17 protein-coding genes are annotated in these 19,836 nt (G+C 55.1%); 6 read left to right on the plus strand and 11 right to left on the minus strand.

The window, feature by feature from the left end:
• Nucleotides 1-57 precede the first annotated feature (57 nt).
• Complete coding sequence (locus KO486_RS11475; protein WP_216037360.1) at nucleotides 58-717, plus strand: sugar transporter; 660 nt, start codon at nucleotides 58-60, stop codon at nucleotides 715-717.
• Here the strand turns inward: KO486_RS11475 and ade are convergent.
• The 3 genes from ade to KO486_RS11490 all read right to left on the minus strand — a co-directional run bounded on the left by ade (nucleotide 710) and on the right by KO486_RS11490 (nucleotide 5,234).
• Nucleotides 710-2,416, minus strand: coding sequence for an adenine deaminase (gene ade / locus KO486_RS11480; protein ID WP_216037361.1), 1,707 nt, complete (start codon nucleotides 2,414-2,416; stop codon nucleotides 710-712). The genes KO486_RS11475 and ade overlap by 8 nt on opposite strands.
• A gap of 94 nt (nucleotides 2,417-2,510) precedes the next feature.
• Nucleotides 2,511-4,550: an EAL domain-containing protein gene (locus KO486_RS11485; protein ID WP_252734652.1), complete on the minus strand. Its 2,040-nt coding sequence runs from the start codon at nucleotides 4,548-4,550 to the stop codon at nucleotides 2,511-2,513.
• A 27-nt stretch (nucleotides 4,551-4,577) separates the two neighbouring features.
• Complete coding sequence (locus KO486_RS11490; RefSeq protein ID WP_354667494.1) at nucleotides 4,578-5,234, minus strand: glutathione S-transferase family protein; 657 nt, start codon at nucleotides 5,232-5,234, stop codon at nucleotides 4,578-4,580.
• Between the two features lie 219 nt (nucleotides 5,235-5,453).
• On the opposite strand from KO486_RS11490, the gene KO486_RS11495 reads away from it, so the two are divergent.
• Together KO486_RS11495 and KO486_RS11500 are read left to right on the plus strand one after the other, a co-directional pair.
• Nucleotides 5,454-7,163: an adenosylcobalamin-dependent ribonucleoside-diphosphate reductase gene (locus KO486_RS11495; protein WP_216037574.1), complete on the plus strand. Its 1,710-nt coding sequence runs from the start codon at nucleotides 5,454-5,456 to the stop codon at nucleotides 7,161-7,163.
• Nucleotides 7,164-7,177: 14 nt separating this feature from the next.
• Nucleotides 7,178-7,429 (plus strand): hypothetical protein, encoded by a 252-nt coding sequence (locus KO486_RS11500; RefSeq protein WP_216037363.1) that lies wholly within the window; start codon nucleotides 7,178-7,180, stop codon nucleotides 7,427-7,429.
• A gap of 18 nt (nucleotides 7,430-7,447) precedes the next feature.
• Here the strand turns inward: KO486_RS11500 and KO486_RS11505 are convergent, their stop codons facing one another.
• From KO486_RS11505 to KO486_RS11525, 5 genes are all read right to left on the minus strand, one after another.
• A complete protein-coding gene (locus tag KO486_RS11505) occupies nucleotides 7,448-9,073 on the minus strand; it encodes an alpha-D-glucose phosphate-specific phosphoglucomutase (RefSeq protein ID WP_216037364.1) in 1,626 nt (541 codons plus the stop codon).
• 218 nt (nucleotides 9,074-9,291) lie between these two features.
• The gene (locus KO486_RS11510) at nucleotides 9,292-10,509 is read right to left on the minus strand and encodes an ABC transporter permease (protein ID WP_216037365.1); all 1,218 of its coding nucleotides are present in this window, start codon (nucleotides 10,507-10,509) and stop codon (nucleotides 9,292-9,294) included.
• A gap of 4 nt (nucleotides 10,510-10,513) precedes the next feature.
• The gene (locus KO486_RS11515) at nucleotides 10,514-12,172 is read right to left on the minus strand and encodes an ABC transporter permease (protein WP_216037366.1); all 1,659 of its coding nucleotides are present in this window, start codon (nucleotides 12,170-12,172) and stop codon (nucleotides 10,514-10,516) included.
• A gap of 87 nt (nucleotides 12,173-12,259) precedes the next feature.
• Nucleotides 12,260-13,375 (minus strand): extracellular solute-binding protein, encoded by a 1,116-nt coding sequence (locus tag KO486_RS11520; protein WP_216037367.1) that lies wholly within the window; start codon nucleotides 13,373-13,375, stop codon nucleotides 12,260-12,262.
• A gap of 89 nt (nucleotides 13,376-13,464) precedes the next feature.
• Complete coding sequence (locus tag KO486_RS11525) at nucleotides 13,465-14,562, minus strand: ABC transporter ATP-binding protein (protein ID WP_216037368.1); 1,098 nt, start codon at nucleotides 14,560-14,562, stop codon at nucleotides 13,465-13,467.
• 322 nt (nucleotides 14,563-14,884) lie between these two features.
• On the opposite strand from KO486_RS11525, the gene KO486_RS11530 reads away from it, so the two are divergent.
• Together KO486_RS11530 and argE are read left to right on the plus strand one after the other, a co-directional pair.
• Nucleotides 14,885-16,069: a M24 family metallopeptidase gene (locus KO486_RS11530; RefSeq protein WP_216037369.1), complete on the plus strand. Its 1,185-nt coding sequence runs from the start codon at nucleotides 14,885-14,887 to the stop codon at nucleotides 16,067-16,069.
• Nucleotide 16,070: 1 nt separating this feature from the next.
• Nucleotides 16,071-17,231, plus strand: a complete 1,161-nt coding sequence (gene argE / locus KO486_RS11535; protein ID WP_216037370.1) for an acetylornithine deacetylase — start codon at nucleotides 16,071-16,073, stop codon at nucleotides 17,229-17,231.
• Nucleotides 17,232-17,234: 3 nt separating this feature from the next.
• Here argE and KO486_RS11540 read toward each other — a convergent pair whose 3' ends face one another.
• Both KO486_RS11540 and arsH read right to left on the minus strand, forming a co-directional pair.
• Entirely contained in the window at nucleotides 17,235-18,086 is an 852-nt protein-coding gene (locus tag KO486_RS11540) for a DUF1989 domain-containing protein (protein WP_216037371.1), read from the minus strand.
• A gap of 63 nt (nucleotides 18,087-18,149) precedes the next feature.
• Nucleotides 18,150-18,854: an arsenical resistance protein ArsH gene (gene arsH / locus KO486_RS11545; protein WP_216037372.1), complete on the minus strand. Its 705-nt coding sequence runs from the start codon at nucleotides 18,852-18,854 to the stop codon at nucleotides 18,150-18,152.
• A gap of 124 nt (nucleotides 18,855-18,978) precedes the next feature.
• Here arsH and KO486_RS11550 point away from each other — a divergent pair, with 124 nt between their 5' ends.
• A complete protein-coding gene (locus tag KO486_RS11550) occupies nucleotides 18,979-19,296 on the plus strand; it encodes a metalloregulator ArsR/SmtB family transcription factor (protein WP_216037373.1) in 318 nt (105 codons plus the stop codon).
• Here the strand turns inward: KO486_RS11550 and KO486_RS11555 are convergent.
• Nucleotides 19,293-19,769: an Rrf2 family transcriptional regulator gene (locus tag KO486_RS11555; protein WP_216037374.1), complete on the minus strand. Its 477-nt coding sequence runs from the start codon at nucleotides 19,767-19,769 to the stop codon at nucleotides 19,293-19,295. The two genes, KO486_RS11550 and KO486_RS11555, sit on opposite strands and share 4 nt — an antisense overlap.
• Nucleotides 19,770-19,836 lie beyond the last annotated feature (67 nt).

Genomic DNA, 19,836 nt, shown 5'->3' on the forward strand with positions numbered 1-19,836 from the left:
CGGCCGCCTTGCCCATGCTTACGTCTAAGTGCATCCCTTGTGCCAAAGGAGCCCTCTATGATTGACCTGACGCCACAGGTGAACGCGTTGTCCGATCTGATCCAACCTTTGCGAGAGGGTCCGGCACGGGTATTGGCTGCTATTTCAGGCCCACCGGCAAGCGGCAAAACGACCTTGGCCAGCGAACTTGCACGGCGTCTCAACGATCAAAAATGCGAGACATCCGTGGTCCCGATGGACGGGTTTCATCTGGACAACGCCGTGCTAGTCGAAATGGGCGAACTGTCCCGCAAAGGCGCGCCCCAGACCTTTGATGGGGCTGGGTTCGTGCATATGGTGCGCCGCCTGAAAGAACGCGTCGATGTTGCCGTGCCTTTGTTTGATCGCTCTCGCGACATCTCGATTGCGGGGGCTCGGATTGTGCCGGCCAGCGCCGAAGTGGTGATCGTTGAAGGCAACTATCTACTGTTTGATGATGCGCCATGGTTCAACCTTGCGCCGCTATGGACCCTGTCGGTGCGTCTGGACGTCCCGATGCCCGATCTTCGCGCGCGGCTCATCCAACGTTGGTTGGGTCATGGTCTCAGCTCTGCGGCGGCAACACGGCGCGCGACGTCAAATGACATTCCCAACGCCCAAGCCGTCTTGGATCGCGGCCTTCCTGCGACGGTGACACTGCTTGCGGATGGAACATTGCAGGGCTTTGACCCTAGCTGATTATCTCAAATTTTGCGACGTCGACCATGCCGCGATCCGTGATCTTCAACATCGGGATCACAGGCAACGCTAAAAACGCGAGCTGCAAGAATGGCTCTTCTAAGGTCACACCCAGCGCACGCGCTGCATCCCGTAACGTTTCAAGGCTGGCGCGCACATCTTCGAACGGTTTCAGAGACATAAGCCCAGCCACAGGCAAGGCAAGTTCCGCCACAATTTCACCGCCCGAGGCGACGACAAAACCGCCCTCAAGGTCTGTCATCCGATTGCAGGCCAGCGCCATGTCATCATAATCCGCCCCAACGCAGGCGATGTTGTGATGGTCATGACAAACAGTCGACGCGATGGCCCCTGTTTTCAGGCCAAACCCTTTGACGAAGCCCGTTGCGATATTGCCGTTGATTCCGTGACGTTCAATCACCGCGATCTTGACCAGATCACGCTGAGTATTAGGCTGTTTGTCGCCATTCTTTGGCTCGATCACCTCATGCAGGTGGTCGGTGATGATTTTACCGGGGATCACGCCGATCACATCGGTTTCGCTGCGGTTGGATGTGGTGCGAAAATCGCTAGCCGATACCTTGGGCGCTTTTACGGATTGGCGACCAATCACTGGCGTAATCTTGCGAGCGTTAAACGCGGCCTCTGCGGCGTGGACACCACCACACAACGTCAGCTGCGCGTCGCAGTCTTCTAGGCTTCCGAGCGCCACAATGTCAGCCCTCTGCCCTGGCGCAATGAGTCCCCTATCTTTTAGGCCAAATGCCTCTGCCGCCGAAAGAGAGGCTGCGCGATACGCGGCAACAGGCGAAACCCCGCGCGCGACAGCCGTCCTGATAAGGTAATCAAGGTGGCCATGTTCGCCGATATCCAAGGGATTTCGATCATCTGTGCACAAACACATATAGCTTGCCGTGCGTTCGTCCAGCAAAGGCAACAGCGCATCAAGGTCCTTTGAAACCGATCCTTCCCGGATCAGGACACGCAGCCCCTTTTGCAGCTTTTCACGGGCCTCATCAGCGCTGGTGGCTTCGTGTTCAGTACGGATACCCGCTGCGATGTAGGCGTTCAGATCGCGCCCTGACAACAAAGGCGCATGCCCGTCGATGTGCCCGCCTTTGAACGCCTCAAGCTTGGCCATGATACCTGCGTCTTGATGGATCACACCGGGGTAATTCATGACTTCGGCCAGCCCGATGACCTGCGGATGCCCCATCAGCGGAATCAAGTCGTCCGCTTCAATACGGGCGCCAGAGGTTTCCATATCCGTAGACGGCACACAGGAACTAAGGTTCACGCGGATATCTAGAACCGTTTCCAACGCCGCATCCAAGAAATACTGAATGCCTGCGACGCCCAGAACATTGGCAATCTCATGGGGATCGCAAATCGCGGTCGTCACACCCAGCGGCGTCACCAAACGGTCAAACTCGAACGGAGTGACGAGGCTGGATTCAATATGCAGATGGGTGTCGATGAACCCCGGAACGAGAGTTAGTCCCGTGACATCGACCACCTCGCGGCCGTCATAGCTGTCGCAGGTTCCGACGATCGTATCGCCACAGATTGCAACGTCACCCTCTAAGAAAGCTCCGGTAATGACATCAAAAATGCGTCCGCCGCGCAGGACAAGTTCGGCGGGGTCGTCCCCGCGCCCTTGGGCAATTCTATCGCTAAGTTCGGCGGGGCTACGTTGCATTTCATATCTCCTGCTAGGGGCACAAGAGACATGAGAACCCCGTCAAGGTCCAGTGCGCAGATTAGCTCAAGCAGCTTCATTGCGAACATGAAGATTAGAAAATGCGCACGCTATCCGTAAAGGCCTCAAACTCGGGAACAGGAAGGGGAGCTGTGATGTAATACCCTTGCGCTTCGTCACAATTGTGTTCGGCGAGCCACGCCAACTGTTCAGCCGTTTCGACACCCTCAGAAACGACCGTCGCGCCAAGCTGCTGACCGAGCGTCAAAATCAATTGAACGATCGGGCCCGTGTCAGGAAGTTGTGAAATGAATGACCTGTCAATCTTAAGGCACGTCAATGGGAACCGAGAGATGTAGGACAGATTAGAGTAGCCCGTCCCGAAGTCATCAATCGCAAGTCGATACCCCATGGCTGTAATGGCGCGCAGGCGGCCAGCAATCAGGTCATGATCCCCAATTAGAACGGTTTCGGTCACTTCAAGCTCGATCTTTCCTGTCGGGAAATCCGGATCCGTGGCCAACAGCGTCAATGTGTTAATAAATCCGGGGTCACTAAACTGCCTCGGTGATACGTTGAGAGACACGCTCAAATCGCGCCCCTGACGCGCCCATTCAATGGCCTGCTTGCACCCCAGTTCGAGGACCAAGCGCCCAACTTCTTCGATCAATCCGGTTTCTTCGCAAATCGGTATGAAACTATCCGGAAGTAGAACACCGCGTTCAGGATGCATCCAACGGGCAAGTCCCTCGGCACCGGTGATTTTGCCAGTTTCGATATCAAGGCGAGGCTGGTAATAAAGAACGAATTCCTGGTTCTCGACAGCATGTCTCAATTCGATCTCAAGGCGGTCACGGGCCTTGGCGGCAATGCCCATCTCAGGCGTGAAGTACGTCACCTTATCGCGACCGCTTTGCTTGGACGCGTATAGGGCAATGTCGGCCTCGCGCAGCACATCGCTTTGGTCGCCTTTTCGCGGGAAGAACGACGCCACACCGACACTGATCCGAGCATCGATACGGGTCTTATTGTGCAAAATGGGCCGGGAGATTGCTAAGCGAAGCCGCGATATCTGAGCCTCCAAGCTGGCACGGTCGCGCACATCTTCGATCAAAACGACAAATTCATCGCCGCCGAGACGCGCAATCATGTCTTGAGACCTCAGTGTCGCTCGGGTGCGCAATGCGATTTGCTTGAGGACTGTGTCCCCTGCCTCATGGCCGTAGCGGTCGTTGATAAGCTTAAAACGGTCAACGTCAAAGAAGACCAAAGCACATGGCGTGTCCGGCCTCACGCGGTACAAAGTCGAAAGGTGGTTCTGAAGAAATGCGCGGTTGTGAAGGTTCGTAAGCTGGTCCCTGTCCGCCAAATGCCGCGCTGTGTCGCGGGCTTCTTTGAGTTCGCTAACGTCAATTGCGGTTATTAGAATTGCAGGTTGACCTGTGACTGCATCCGAACATTTCTTGGCCGAAACGTCATACCATCGTTTACCGCGTGCTGTATTCATCCGCGCAACAAGGCGGTATTCGCCCAAACGTTCCATCTGATCCAGCAGTTCATCACAGTCGGTCGGTTCCACGAACAGGCGGGCAAAATCCACGACAGGACTTGCAAACGCGTTGCGGGCTGCGGGGTTCAAATACAGCGGTGGTCCGTCCCGACTGAACAACGTGATCATGACGTCGGTGTGCAACAGCGCTTCTGCGCTGCGCAAGTTATCGGGTTGGTCTTCGGCCCGGCCCAAAGCTTCGCACATCATGGCCATGCGGCCATCTTCCAGTCGGTAGCCGCTATAAACGACCATTACGCTTTCGGGTTTACCGCTCGGGTAAAGGGTCCAAAGCTCGGTAAAGGTCGTGTCGCTCGCTTTGAAATCAGCCTGATACTGCAACAGGCGTTTCGCAACCGTACTCGACATATCGCGCGAAAGGTCCCGCGCTGTCAGCTCTTCTTCGCTAGAGGCACGCCAAAGACGGCAGGCCGCGTCATTCGCGCTGGCGATGCACGAGTTATCGATGTCGAAAATCCACACGGCTGCGTCAAGCCGTTGTGCTAGGTCGAATGGAACGAAATCCTGAAACGGGTCATCCCGCTGTTGGTTCAGTTTCGTTGTCAGTGAGCTAACTTTGGTCAATTGGAACAGACGCCTTTGTAAGTTGGTCTATGCAGCCTTGGCATTTGACATGCCCAGGTTTTGGAGAGGTTGAAATTTATCCGTGAGCGTTACGTCCTCAATCCAACGTTCGATCATAGGGTAATCAGCGGGATCAATTCCTGCTTCGTTCAAAACATGCACGTAACCAAAAATCGCAATGTCCGTGACGGAATAGCCGGATTGTAACATGAAGCGACGCGATCCGAGGTGCGCGTCCAAGCGTTCAAGACCAGGGCGTGCCCTGTCCAACCACTGTGAAATTTCATCGATATGTGCTTCGCGCTGCTCTGGAAGGATGAAAGAGTAAAAACGAGCTGGTGAAATAAAGGGCTCAAGCTTGGATTGTTCAAAGAACATCCATTGCAATGCTTCGGCCCTTTCGGCCGCAGCATCAGGCATCAGGTGGGTTCCCTCGGCCAAGAACCACAGCATTGCGTTACTCTCGCCGAGCCTGATGTCTTTGCTATATTCAAGAAAAGGGACCACCCCCAACGGATTCAATTCAAGGAAATCGGGCCGCTTTTGTTCGCCATTTAAAACGTCAATGAGTTTCACTTCAAATTCTTGGTCCAATTGAATCATTGCAAGCCAAGGTTTCATACAGTTTCCGGACCCCTCACACGCATATAAAGTCACCATGTTACACTCCTGAATTAGATTCATTTACCATCTAACTACCGATGTGTTGTTAAGACGAGCCTAACCGCAGGCCGCCCAAAGGCGCAGCAAAAATGCCAGAACCGTCAAAAAAATCAGCGACGGGAAATTTTCACCACTTCAACTCTATCACAACCTTAAGGTTAATACTTACTTAACACAGTTCACTAATATAATGTTAGTATTTACAAGACTTGGGGTAGAAAAACTATGAACGACCTAAGCATGGCAGCTGCGCCTGTGCTAGACTTCGAACAACCCATAGCTGCACAAATATGGGACCAAAAATATCGGTACGTGCGCGGTGGGCAGATTGTCGACGCCAATTTAACCGACACATGGAAACGTGTTGCCAATGGACTCAGCTCAGCCGAGGCGCCGGGCGAGCGAGACAGAATACGGACGCTTTTTTATGAAGCCATGAAAGGTTTCAAAATTCTTCCGGCGGGCAGAATATTGGCCGGCTGCGGGACCGAACGGAATGTGACGCTTTCAAATACATTCGTAATGCGAACCGTCCCGGATTCCGTGTCCGGAATTATGGATACCTTGAAAGATGCGGCATTAACCATGCAAATGGGTGGCGGAATTGGATTTGATTTCTCTACTTTGCGCCCCTCTGGAATGCGTGTCGCCGGTTTGGATTGCCCAGCGGCAGGTCCGCTTGCAGCGATGGATATTTTCGACACCACCTGCAAAATGCTCGTTAAAGGCATGGGGCGCGGTGCGATGATGGCGACGATGCGGTGCGATCATCCCGACATCGAGGCGTTCATCTTCGCCAAGTCCGACCGCAGCCGCATGCGTAATTTCAACCTATCTGTTTTGATAACCGATGACTTCATGAATGCGGTTGAAACCAATCGCGATTGGAACCTGACGTGGAACGGATCGGTTCTTCGCACCCTGAAGGCGCAGGATCTTTGGAACGCGATCATGAAAATGACCTATCGTGCGGCGGAACCCGGGGTGCTGTTCATCGACCGGATCAATGACGCCAATCCATTGGCGTATCTTGAAACGATTTCCGCGACCAATTCTTGTGCTGAACAGCCGCTTCCGCCTAACGGGACTTGCCCGCTCGCATCGATTAACCTCGCGCAATTGGTCAGGGCTCCATTCTCGAAATCGGCGTCACTCGACACTGCTGAGATGAGGCGCCTCGTGGCGATTGCGGTACGGATGCTGGACAACACCTTGGATGTGTCGCGCTTCCCATTAGAAGCACAGCGCCTGAAAGCCCAAGAACAACGTCGCATCGGGCTCGGTGTAACAGGTGTTGCGAATGCAATAGCGATGCTCGGCGTCAGATACGGATCAGAGAACGCTGTGCAATTGCTGGGAAATTGGATGCAAACCATTCAGAACACGGCCTACCTTGCATCTGCGGAGCTGGCCAAAGAACGTGGCGCTTTTCCAGCTTACAATGCCGAACGTCACCTTGAAACCAAGAGCGTCAAATCACTGGACGAGTCCGTCCGCGCCAAGGTGTCTCGTTATGGTTTGCGCAATGGCACTTTGACGACCATCGCGCCGACGGGGACGATTTCAATGCTGGCTGGAAACGTGTCATCCGGGATCGAGCCGATCTTTTCCACCGCCTACACACGGCGGGTGAACGCTGCAAATGGCATTACAACAACGGAAAGGGTCATGGATTTCGCGGCTCTGCAATTTAACAACCTCTTTGGCGAAAACGCGGATCTGCCAGAGACGTTCACCACGGCTGCGGACCTCACACCCGAAGATCACGTGGCAATGCAGGCGGCGGCGCAGAAATGGGTCGATAGCGGTATTTCGAAAACGGTAAACTGCCCGGAAGATATCCCGTTCGAAACCTTCAAAGATGTCTATAAGTCGGCCTATGATACGCATTGCAAAGGGTGCACGACATACCGCCCCAACGCCATTACTGGTTCGATTTTGTCCACGTGAAGGGGACCTAATAAATGTTTCGCCGCAAAGCACCCGCCGAAGACTCACCAACGCAAGCTTCGCCTCTTGCGCGGGCCGGATGGCAGCCGACACACAAACATCGTAAAGGCGGGCTTTACCGGCTTTTGAGCTACGGAACATTTGAAGCGGACATGTCCGCCGTTGCCATTTATGATGATGCCGTCGGCACCATTTGGGTCCGTTCCAAGGCGGAGTTCGATGACGGGCGATTTACCCCCCTGAACCAAGGCAACCCGGACAATTAGCGGTTTGCCAGACTGGCGCTAGGTAATCACGTCCGGATCAACCCGTCCTGTGAGCGCCGTTAGGTCAGAGACCTCGCGCGCAGCAGTGCAGACGTCGGCCAAGGCATCCTCGGGCTTCATATGCAGCTTACTGGCATCTGTTTGCAGGTGTTCCAGATAAATGCGGATGGTCGCGCCTTCCGTCCCTGTTCCTGACAGACGGAAGACAGCACGCCCGCCGCCTTTGAACGCAATACGAATGCCCTGCCCTGCGGAATGGGATTGATCCACCGGATCATCATAGGAAAACTCATCCGCGGCCTCGACTGTCGTCCCGCCCACTGACGTTCCCGCCAGCGAGGGCAGCTGATCGCGTAACGCCGACATCATGGCCCCAGCTTTGTCGCTGTCCACAGCTTCATAGTCGTGGCGCGAATAATAGCACCGTCCATGAGTGGCCCAAAGGTCATCCAGAGTTTCGGCCACAGACAGCCCCGTTTCTGCAAGGATATTCAGCCACAACAGAACCGCCCAAAGCCCATCCTTTTCACGAACATGGTCCGATCCCGTGCCCGCACTTTCTTCACCACAGAGCGTCACCAACCCTGCATCCAAAAGATTGCCAAAGAACTTCCAGCCCGTCGGCGTTTCATAGCATTTGATGCCAAGACTATCCGCGACCCGATCAACCGCACGCGACGTCGGCATAGACCGCGCCACGCCCGCCAACCCGCCACTATAGGCCGGTGCTAGATGTGCCTTGGCCGTAAGAACCGCGAGACTGTCAGACGGCGTTACATAAGCGTTGCGGCCCACAATCATATTGCGGTCGCCATCGCCATCAGACGCAGCCCCGAAATCTGGTGCGTCTGGACCATGCATAATGTTCATCAGATCTTTGGCCCAAATCGGGTTCGGGTCGGGGTGGCCGCCGCCAAAGTCAGGGCTCGGCGTGCCGTTCATCACTGTGCCTTTGGCCGCCCCCAACGCCCCTTCGAGGATCGCGTGGGCATAAGGGCCCGTCACCGCATGCATCGCGTCAAACCGCATCGTGAACCCGCCCGAAAACAACGCGCCGATCTTGTTGAAATCAAAGAGCGTCTCCATCAGCTCTTTGTAATCCGCAACGGGATCGACAACTTCGACCTCCAGCGCCCCGAGAGACGTAACACCAAGCGTATCAATGTCGATGTCAGCGCTCTCAATGATCTTGTAGACATCAATGTCCAACGTGCGCGCAAAGATCTTGTCCGTGACGGCCTCTGTTGCGGGCCCGCCATTGGGACCGTTGTATTTCAGACCGAAATCTTCATCTTTGCCGCCAGGGTTATGGCTCGCTGATAGGATCAAACCGCCGTCCGCCTTACGTTTCCGAATAAGGTGGGACGCGGCTGGCGTCGACAAAATCCCGCCCTGCCCGACGATACATTTCACAGCACCATTCGCAGCGGCCATCCGCAATATCACCTGAATAGCGCGATCATTGAAGAACCGCCCGTCCCCACCGACGACCAAGGTTTTCCCCTGAACGCCACCAATGCCGTCAAACGTAGATTGCACATAGTTCTCAAGGTAATGCGGCCCCATGAACACCGCCGTCTTCTTGCGCAGCCCGCTTGTGCCAGGTTTTTGCCCCTCAATTGGGCGCGTTTGAACTGTTAGCATTGGAAATACTCTTTCTCTTTTGGTCGCAAATCTACTCGATCGTTCTGCGAACGCATGCAAAAACTGATAATTGGTTACGGGAATATCCTGCGGAAACAGGCGTGATACAAGGTTATACCGCCCGCCTTTAGGCGACCTGAGCGATTGCATCCTTTATCACCCCGTAGCCCGTGCCACTGGGGGCAGCCATGCTCGTCACCAACCCCAAACGGATCTGATTACGCGGGGCTTAGCCCGCGCAGCCGCTCAGAGCGGCGACGCAGGAGTTCCACTGTTGTCAAAAGCAAGATCGACATCACCACAAGAACCGTCGCAGCCGCCAGAATGGTCGGTGAAATCTGTTCGCGCAGTCCCGTGAACATCTGCCAAGGCAAAGTCTGTTGCTGGGCCGATCCGACGAACAACACCACGACAACTTCGTCAAACGACGTAATGAACGCAAACAAGGCCCCCGAAATAACACCCGGCATGATGAGTGGCATCTGCACCTTAAAAAACGTCGGCAAAGGCGCAGACCCCATCGACGCCGCCGCACGGGTCAGCGAGTTGTCAAAGCCAACTAAAGTCGCTGTCACGGTGATGATAACGAACGGAATTCCCAAGACCGCATGAGCAAGGATCACTTTGACAAAGCCGACAAAGGTCTGTGACAGACCCAAAGTCGCCTCAAGCCAGTTGCCCAATGGTGCATAGAAAAAGAACATGCCTGTCGCCGAAATGATCAGCGGCACGATCATAGGGGAAATCAAAATTGCCATCATTGCGCGCCGTCCAGGGACGTGGCTTTGGCTGAGGCCCACAGCGGCCAATGTGCCAAGGGACACCGAAATGACCGTCGCAATCGGTGCAATGATCAGCGAGTTCTTTAGCGGCACCATCCATTCATCGGTGCCAAGGAAATCGCGGTAGTGTTTCAGGCTATAGCCCTCGGCCTGAAAGTTCAGCATTTCAGGCGTGAAGGTAAAGAAATCCTGCGCGTTAAAGCTGAGCCACATGACGGGGAACAGCGGCGCGATCAGGAAGAAAAAGATGAACCCGCAAATCAGCAAGAACGCGTTGTGCCAAAGCGTTTGCCCCGCCGTGTAATAAACAGGAACGCCCGCGCGATATTTGCCCGTTGCCAGCCAATACCCGGCCCAGCCAAGGACTGCGCCAACAATGGCACCAGATATCGCCGTTCCAAGGTTACCAAAGACAAATCCGGCCACGGCGAAGGCTCCAATCAGCCCCCAACGCACGGCGGTGCGGCGGGACAGGTTGTTTTCAACGATAAAGGCGACGGCTGCGCCAATGACCGCGCCGATCAGTGCGCCATACCAAGGATGGCCAATCATATTACCACCCACAAAGCCGAACATGGCGGCCAGTAAGGCGGTCAATGGCAGGGTAAAGGTCATCAAGTCAGAACGCGGGGTGTTGGGTGTCGTGATGCTCATGTCGTTATCCCAATTTCACGTTGTCGATGCCGACGATCTGATCGTAGACCCAGTAAAGCGCCAAAACGAGCACCAGCAAGATCGTCCCGAGCGCGGCCGCAAGGCCCCAGTTCAGCGATCTGGAAATATGATAGGCGATCCGGTTCGAGATGAAGACACCATCGGTGCCGCCAACAATTTCCGGCGTGATGTAGTACCCAATCGCCAAGATGAACACGAGGATCGACCCTGCCCCGATGCCCGGAACGGACTGCGGGAAATACACGCGACGGAACGCAGTGACATTCGTTGCGCCCAGCGATTTAGCCGCGCGCAGATAGGTCGGGTTTATGGTCTTCATAACTGAATAAAGCGGCAGGATCATGAACGGCAGCAGGATATGCGTCATCGCAATGATCGTACCGGTCGAGTTGTTCATCAAGATGAGGCGGTTGGCATCATCCACAAAGCCAAGCCAGACCAGCAATTCATTGATCACACCTTGCTGTTGCAGCAGTACTTTCCACGCCGACGTCCGCACAAGAAGTGACGTCCAAAATGGCAGAAGCACAAGTATCATCAATACGTTAGCCGACTTCATTGGCAAGTTCGCCAGCAACCAAGCCACCGGATAGCCCAAGATAATACAGCTCAGTGTGATGATCATGGACATCCACATCGTGCGGCCAAACAGTTTGATGTAAAGGCGTTCGTTATCAGGGCGCAGATCAACGCCATCAGGCGTCAATTCACGGTCAACGGAGTTCAGAAAGTACCCTGTTGTGTAGGCGGAACTATAGACTTCGATCGTTGTCCAAACATCCGTCTTGACCCAGTCTTCGTCTAGATCGGCAAACGCGGCAGTAAAATCGGCCTTTGGCATTTCAGCGGCGGCAATGGCCTGCAGCGCTTGGGCACCTTCGCCCTCATAGGCAGCAATCGCGGTTCCTGTGGCGGGGTTTTCAAGATCAACAACCAAAGCGGCATAGACCGCTTCCCATGGGTCTTCTTCGGCGACGACCTCTTCGTCTTCAATCACAGTCCAGATTGCCCAGTCCGTGTAGGCGGCTGCGGTCGTCGGGAGCAGCTCGACAATCTCGGCAGAGGGCACAAAACCCACGTCGCCGCGCATGTCATCGCCGGTCAAATCAACCCAGCGTTCACGACGTTCGCGTAGCAAGTCCTCGCCGCCTGCGCCGTTCATCATGGCAAACCAAAAGGCGCCATCTTCAAATTGATCATCGACGTCTTCGATGGCGTCCTGAAACACCTCTCCGACGTCATCCAAAGACCGTCCGGATGTACGAAACATCGACGCAAGGCCGGTGTTTTCGTAATTCAGGCGTGTCCCCAGCTTGGTGTGCTCTTTGGCTTCGGCAGCGTTGAACATGTCAAAGAACAGGTTCTGGAATACGTCCTCTGACGGGATATTCCCACTTTCAGCGTCCCAGCTTTCAAGGGCGACAACCGTGCCGGGCAATGTCCCTGACACGATCTGGTTTTCGACGGATCGAAACAACATCGACACGATCGGCACGACAAAAGTCAGCAGCACGAAAAGCAACAAAGGCGCAATCAGGGCCAACGCCCTGATTTTTTGGCGGCGCAACGCCCGCCCGAGGCTCGCCTTAAGTGGCGTGCCGTCAGCTGCAAGCATTGGTCCTGACCCTGTTGTGTCGCTCATAGTGTCCCCGCGAAGGTAGTTTTTAGGTGGATAAATTTAGAAACAAATGGGGTGGAAGGGGCGCGAACGCCCCTTCCGAAAGGTCGCTTATTGAGCCAACCAAGCTTGGAATTTCGCGTCGATATCGTCGCGGTAATCAGCCCAGAACTCGTAGTTGTACAAGAACGTGTTCGCAGCGTTGTTAGGATCGGTTGGCATGTGTGGTGCCATATCGATGCCCAGTGTTTCGTGCTGACCAACCAGTGGTGCAGACGACATACGCGCAGGACCGTAGGAAATGTACTTGGCCTGATCCGCAAGACGCTGTGTGTCTGTTGCGAAGTAAACGAAGTCCAGTGCGCGTGCTTCACGCTCAGGGGACAGACCCGCTGGGATGATCCAACCATCAAGGTCAAATACTTGCGCGTCCCACATCATACCGATTGGCTGGTCCTGCTCTTCGATCGCAGCAAACAGACGACCGTTGTATGTGGAGCCCATGAACACTTCACCGTCAGCCAAAAGCTGTGGCGTGTCAGCACCGGCAGACCACCAGATTACGCTGTCACGAATGGTGTCGAGCTTGGCCAGAGCCTGCTCTTGGCCCTCTTCCGTGGACAGAACGTCGTATACGTCTTCTTTTGCTACGCCGTCACACAGCAAAGCCCATTCAACGTTGTTGATAGGACGCTTTTCAAGTGCGCGCATGCCTGGATATGTTTCAAGATCGAAAACGTCACAGATGTCATCCGGTGCGTCTACGCCTTCAGGAACCAAGTCCGTGCGGTAGCCAAATGTTGTGGAATAAACGATCTGCGGGATAAAGCAGTCGCCAACCAGCAAGTCACCAAAGTCGTCTTCGGCGGATGTGCCATCAGGTGCCGGAGCGAGTTGTTCATCAGCGTCGATTTCCAGCGCCAGACCTTCGTCGCAAAGACGCAGAGCGTCAGCAGCAACAACGTCAACAACATCCCAAGTGATGCTTCCCGCTTCGTTCATCGCGCGCAGCTTTGCCACGGCTTCAGCAGAGGACTCGTCCCAAGTGACAGTCACGCCTTCGTTCATCGCAACATATGGGTCGGAATACGCAGCTGATTGTGAGGCTTGGTATGCACCGCCCCAGCTAACAAGCGTCATGTCAGAGGACATGTGGCCGTCGGCCATTACGGAAGCGGCGGACAGGCCAAGAGCCGTTGTCGCCAAGAGCGTTTTCGTGAGTTTCATTAGAAGTCTCCATGTTTTACTCGGACTATTCTTACGATCAGGCCGCGCGCACCGAGCTTGGCACAGCCTATTCTGCGAACCCTAAACGCTTAAGCGTCCAAAGCGCGGCAATCTTGGGGGAGCCAGCCAATTTTCACTGTGTCTCCACGCGCATAGCGCCGCTGGTCGGCACGGTTGCGCGTCTTAACGATAAAGTCGCTGTTGCCTGCCACGCGAAGGCGCGTGCGGAACGTGTCGCCCATATAGATAAACTCAAGCACCTCAGCGCTAAGCGTATGCGCATCCGGCCCAAGTTCTGGATCAATCTCCACGCGCTCTGGGCGGATAGAAACAGTGGTGCGGTCGCCAACAGCGCCTACATTCACGGGCTTAGCGTCGATGATCTCTCCGCTATCCAGCTTCACTTCGCAGGTGTCACCCTTAATCTTGGTAACAACGCCCACGAGCGTATTGTTCTCACCGATGAACTGGGCAACGAAGCTGTTTTGCGGCTGCTCATAAAGCTCATCCGGCGGCGCCAGTTGCTGGATACGGCCATCATCAAAGACGGCGACACGATCGGACATCGTCAAGGCTTCGGTTTGGTCGTGCGTCACGTAAACCGTCGTAATACCAAGGTTATGCGCCAAATCAGTAATCTCGAACTGCATCTTCTCACGCAGCTGCTTATCCAGCGCGCCAAGAGGTTCATCCATCAAGACCAACTCAGGTTCGAAAACCAGCGCACGGGCCAATGCCACACGTTGCTGCTGACCACCCGAAAGCTGCGCCGGACGTCGGCCACCGAAATCGCCCATCTCGACCATGTCGAGCGCGCGTTTCACTTTTGCTTCGCGATCGGATTTGCTGATTTTGCGAACTTCCAACGGGAAAGACAGGTTTTCGGCGATCGTCATATGTGGGAACAACGCGTAGTTCTGAAACACCATACCAATACCGCGCTTGTGCGGTGGGATGTTGTTGATCGATTCACCATTCAGGCGAATATCGCCGTGAGTGGCGGTTTCAAAACCGGCCAGCATCATCAGGCAAGTGGTCTTGCCGGACCCAGACGGCCCAAGCATAGTCAGAAATTCGCCCTTAGGCAGTGCAAGGTTCAAATCTTTTACGACAAGGATTTCACCGTCGTAACTTTTTTGAACTCTCTCGAATTCGACAAACGCGTCGTCTCGTTGTGTATCAGCCAACTTGGGCTCCCTATCTATCACGCGGTGGGTTCCCCACTCTTCGTTGTCGCAAGTAAACCCATCGCACGTCAGACCTGCAAGTGGATTCCCAAGAACAAGTCCGAAAGGCTGCCGACACGCCGTTTAACCGTGAATTGTGCGGCCAATTTCAGCACTTTGTGGAAATGTGATCAAATACCGCGGTGGAGTTGAGAATCAGTCTATGCACTGCTTTCGGTTGCGGGAGATAGTTCAAAAACGCCCCCTCAATGTCGCCAACTCGTAGAAATAACCCGCTGGGCGACCTAACCTGAGGCTGCAAAACCTGCTGAGGAGTGCTTGAATGACAAACCCAAACCCCGCCTTCAGCGACAAGGAATATGCGCGCCGCTTGGCGCTTGTGCGCTCTGCGATGACTACGGCAGGCATTGACGTTTTGTTTGTCGAAGACCCGTCCAATATGGCGTGGATTACCGGGTATGACGGGTGGTCCTTTTATGTCCATCAAGGCGTGATCGTGTTACAGGACGGCGACCCGATCTGGTGGGGCCGCAATCAGGATGCCAACGGCGCAGTGCGTACAGTCTGGATGGGGAACGACCGCGTCTTGGGGTATGACGATACTTTTGTGCAATCCAGCACCCGTCATCCCATGCAGGACCTGTCACGCATCCTGAAAGACATCGGTCATGGGGCTGCGCGTCTTGGTGTGGAGATGGACAACTACTATTTCTCAGCCAAGGCCTACACCACATTGCTTGCTGAATTGCCCAGCGCCCAAATCATCGACGCAACCGCCCTTGTGAATTGGCAACGCGGCATCAAATCCGACGAAGAGTTGGTCTATATGCACAAAGCCGCGCGCATCGCAGAGGCCGTGATGGACGGCGTGATTGAGCGAATTGAACCGGGCCTGCGTAAAAATGATCTGGTTGCAGATATCTACGGCGATGTGATCCGCGGGGTTGGCGATGACTGGGGCGACTACCCTGCGATTGTGCCGTTGTTGCCATCGGGGAGCGACGCCGCCGCCCCTCACCTGACGTGGAACGGCGACACCTTTAAGCAAGGGCAAGGAACCTTCTTTGAACTCGCAGGCTGTTACCGCCGCTATCACATCCCGTTTTGCCGATCCGTCTTTCTGGGCACGCCGCCCGACTTTTTGAAACGGGCCGAGGCGGCGCTTGTCGAAGGGTTGGACGCAGGATTAAACGCCGCCCGCGCTGGCAATCGCGCTTGCGATATCGCGACGGCCCTTGCCGTGCCCCTTGAACGCGCTGGCATCGAACGCAGTGCGCGATGTGGCTACCCAATCGGCCTTAGCTACCCGCCCGATTGGGGGGAGCGTACGATCTCACTGCGCGAGGCAGACGAAACAATCCTGCAAGCAGGCATGACGTTCCATTTTATGCCGGGGTTGTGGATGGACGACTGGGGGCTGGAAATCACAGAGTCCATTTTGATCACCGAAGATGGCCCAGCGCAGTGTTTCTGTGACAGGCCACGCCAGATGTATCTGAAGGGCTAGAATGAAACCGATCGAGTACCGCACGATTGAACATTTGCGCCACTTGGTTGGTTTTGCGTCAGTGTCAGCCGACAGCAACCTAGATTTGATTGCTTGGCTGTCTGACAGGTTCGAAGCGTTGGGCGCGCGGGTGTTTTTGGACCATGATCCGAGTGGCACAAAGGCCAACCTGTTTGCCACTCTGGGGCCTGAAACTACGGGTGGTATACTGCTGTCAGGCCATACGGATGTTGTGCCTGTAACGGATCAAGACTGGACCAGTGATCCTTTTGACGTGATCCAACGAAATGACCGCCTTTACGGACGCGGGACCTGTGACATGAAAGGGTTCATCGCCGCGTGCCTTGCTGTGGCCGAAACGATTGATGCGCACACGCTGACCCGCCCGCTGCATTTCGCCTTTACCTATGACGAAGAAGTCGGGTGCCTTGGCGCACGGGCCTTGGTGGCTGTTTTGCGTGATAAAGGGTTGGTGCCCGACATCACGATCATCGGTGAGCCAACTGAAATGCGCATTATCGAAGGGCACAAAGGGTGTTGTGAATACACCGCCGAATTTGTCGGGCTCGAGGGCCATGGATCGGCGCCTGATCTGGGTGTGAATGCGGCGGAATACGCAACGCGCTATGTCACCCGTCTGCTAGAGTTGCGCCAAGACCTTATTGAACGCAGCCCACCAGATAGCCCCTTTGACCCACCGTGGAGCACAATCAACATCGGGCGCATTTCAGGCGGGGTCGCCCATAACGTGATCGCGGGTAAAGCAGTGGTCGATTGGGAAATGCGTCCGGTTCAGGTCAGCGATCTAGATTTTGTGAAATCCGTGATTACCCGTTTCTGCTCGACTGATCTTTTGCCTGCCATGCAAGCGATCAGCCCCGAGGCCTCGATCTCCGTGACAACAATCGGCGAAGTCGCAGGCCTTGTTCCGATGCCCCAGAACGCGGCCCGCGATCTGGTTGCCAAACTCACGGGTACAAACGGCGCTGATCTTGTGGCGTTCAGCACCGAAGCGGGGTTGTTTCAAGCGATTGGAAGTGATGTTGTCGTCTGTGGACCGGGCTCGATACGGCAAGCCCATAAGCCGGACGAATATCTGGAGGTCGATCAGCTCAACGCTTGCGTTGCCATGCTCACGGCGCTGGCAGATCACATCAGTTAGCAGCTAGCGGCCATGGCTGCGGTCATAGGCATTTGGTGGCGGCGGATCATAAGGCGTGGCGCAGTCAAACACGTCTATGACCAACGGATGGCAGGTCGCCTTGTCAGATGTGTGCTCGTCCCCGCAATCCCCGCCCGGACAGGCCGACAAGCCAACGATCAAATCCATCTCCGCAAAAAATTCCAGATAGTCCCCTGCCCGCACGGGGCTGGCCTTCATGAAATACTGGTGCGTGTCTGCGGTGAAGCCCGTACACATAAAGACGTTCAAAACGTCATGGACCAACGGTTCAGCATCGGCGATCGACACCCCCGTAAAATCGGCAAGCGCCCGCGTCAGATTGGAATGACAGCAATAGTGATAATCCGTCCCCGACAACAGCTGCCCCGTATAGGGGTCACACCGTGTGCCAATGACATCATGCACAGAACCGCCGTCAGCGTCCCAGCCATACCAATCCAGCGTGTCCTGCGTCACCGTCGCCATGGGCCGCATATTCGGGAACCGCGACCACATGCGATCGCCCGTGGATAAATGCGTGCCATGCAGCGCCCGCGTTTTCCCTGAATAAAAGTGCTCGCTCAGATCATCGGCGGCCCAAACATTCAAATCACCGACCTGATATCCCTCCGGCGCAGTAATGCGAAAGAACCCGCCCGCGGGAACCGCAATGCAACGGGCATCGCGCGGCGGGACGACAACACTGGCAGAACTGACCGCCCTCTTGCGTCGAGCCGCGATCATATCCATGTCAGGTGGCGCAAGGTCCGTCGTGGGGTAGCACACAACCGCAGGCTTGGCGCGGCGTGCGTCCGCATCGGCAGGAGCCGCAAAGGAAGGGGTCTTGGATTTCATATCGCTTACCTTCGATCAGAACCGTTGCCATGACCTTAGCTTGAGAAATCCAATCAGCCAGCCCTACTTTGTGTTCACCCGCTTGATAAGCTCTTCACCGCTTTCTTTGCGCTCACTATAGCGTTCAACCAGATAATCGGCGCGCCCACGGGTCAGCAAAGTGAATTTCACCAGCTCTTCCATGACATCAACCACGCGATCGTAGTTGCCTGAGGGTTTCATGCGGTCATTGTCGTCAAACTCCAAGAATGCCTTGGGCGTAGAGGACTGGTTCGGGATCGTGAGCAACCGCATCCACCGCCCCAAAATCCGTAACTGGTTAACCGCGTTGAAACTTTGCGAACCACCGTTCACCTGCATCACCGCAAGCGTCTTGCCTTGGGTCGGACGGACAGCCCCCATCGACAATGGAATCCAATCGATCTGGGTTTTCATGATCCCCGTCATCGCCCCGTGTCGTTCTGGTGAACACCAGACCATGCCCTCGCTCCAGTTCACCAGTTCGCGCAATTCTTGCACCTTTGGGTGATCCGCGTCCGTGTCATCAGGCAATGGCAACCCGCTTGGATTGAATGTCTTGGTTTCGGCGCCCAGGCGACGCAAGATGCGCGCCGCCTCTTCGGTCATCAAACGACTGAACGAACGATCTCGAAGCGATCCGTAAAGCAGCAAAATGCGCGGCGCATGGGTCAGACCATCACTGGCAAAAAGGCGGTCGGTGTCTGTGGTGCGAAAGTGGTCTTCTACGACGTTAGGTGTATCAGTCATCAGGGTATCTTTCCGTTTTTGGCAATGATGCCGCGCATTCATTTCGGCAAATACCGAATTGACTTTGACCTAAGTCGACTCACCCGAGCTTGTCAAGATTCGATATTTCGGCTATTAACGAAATATGGATCAAGACAACGCAATCGAAGCTTTCTCTGCCCTCGCCCAACCCTCAAGGCTGGACGCGTTTCGTCTTCTTGTGCGCGCGGGCCCAAAGGGGCTGCCCGCGATGGAGATATCGCGCCAACTGGGCACAAAGCCGTCCACACTGTCTGGTCATCTGTCGATCCTGAAACGTGCGGGCGTATTGACGGCGACCCGCCATCAACGCGAAATCCACTACGCCGCAAATCTGGCGAATATCAATGAACTGGTTCAATTCTTGATCGCCGATTGTTGCAGCGGGCAACTGGACGACTGCAAAATAACCCTCTGCCCCTAGGCACCAATAGACGCTGGCGAACACTCAACGGCGAGCTCCGGCTTCATCGCAAGCAATTCCACCAACCCGCAGTTCCCGCGCACCAGATCGTCTAGCGTCACTAAATCAAGCTCGTGATAAAACGCCTCAAGCGCGCGTGCGACGTAGGACCGCAACCGACATGTTGTTGCCAGCGGGCAAGTGTTTCGTTCCTTGTCAAAACACTCCGCAAACGGGATCTCGGTTTCAAAGACCCGAAAGACAGCGCCAATAGAAATCTGATCTGGCCGTCTGGCCAGTCGAATGCCCCCTGTCCGACCGCGCACGGTATCGACAAAACCTTCGACCTGGAGATTTTGGACCACCCGCGCGACATGATTGGTCGATGAATTACACCGCTCAGCAATGTCGGATGTCCGAACAAGATCGCGGTCATTGACGGCACAAAACATCAACGTTCGGGCGGCAAGATTGGTTCGTGTCGTTAGACGCATCTGGATTCCTTCGCTTTGAAGCAATATTTCACATCACAGATACCGGTTTCTTTGATCCAGATCACAT

Source organism: Octadecabacter sp. B2R22, from assembly GCF_018861045.1.
GTDB lineage: Bacteria > Pseudomonadota > Alphaproteobacteria > Rhodobacterales > Rhodobacteraceae > Octadecabacter.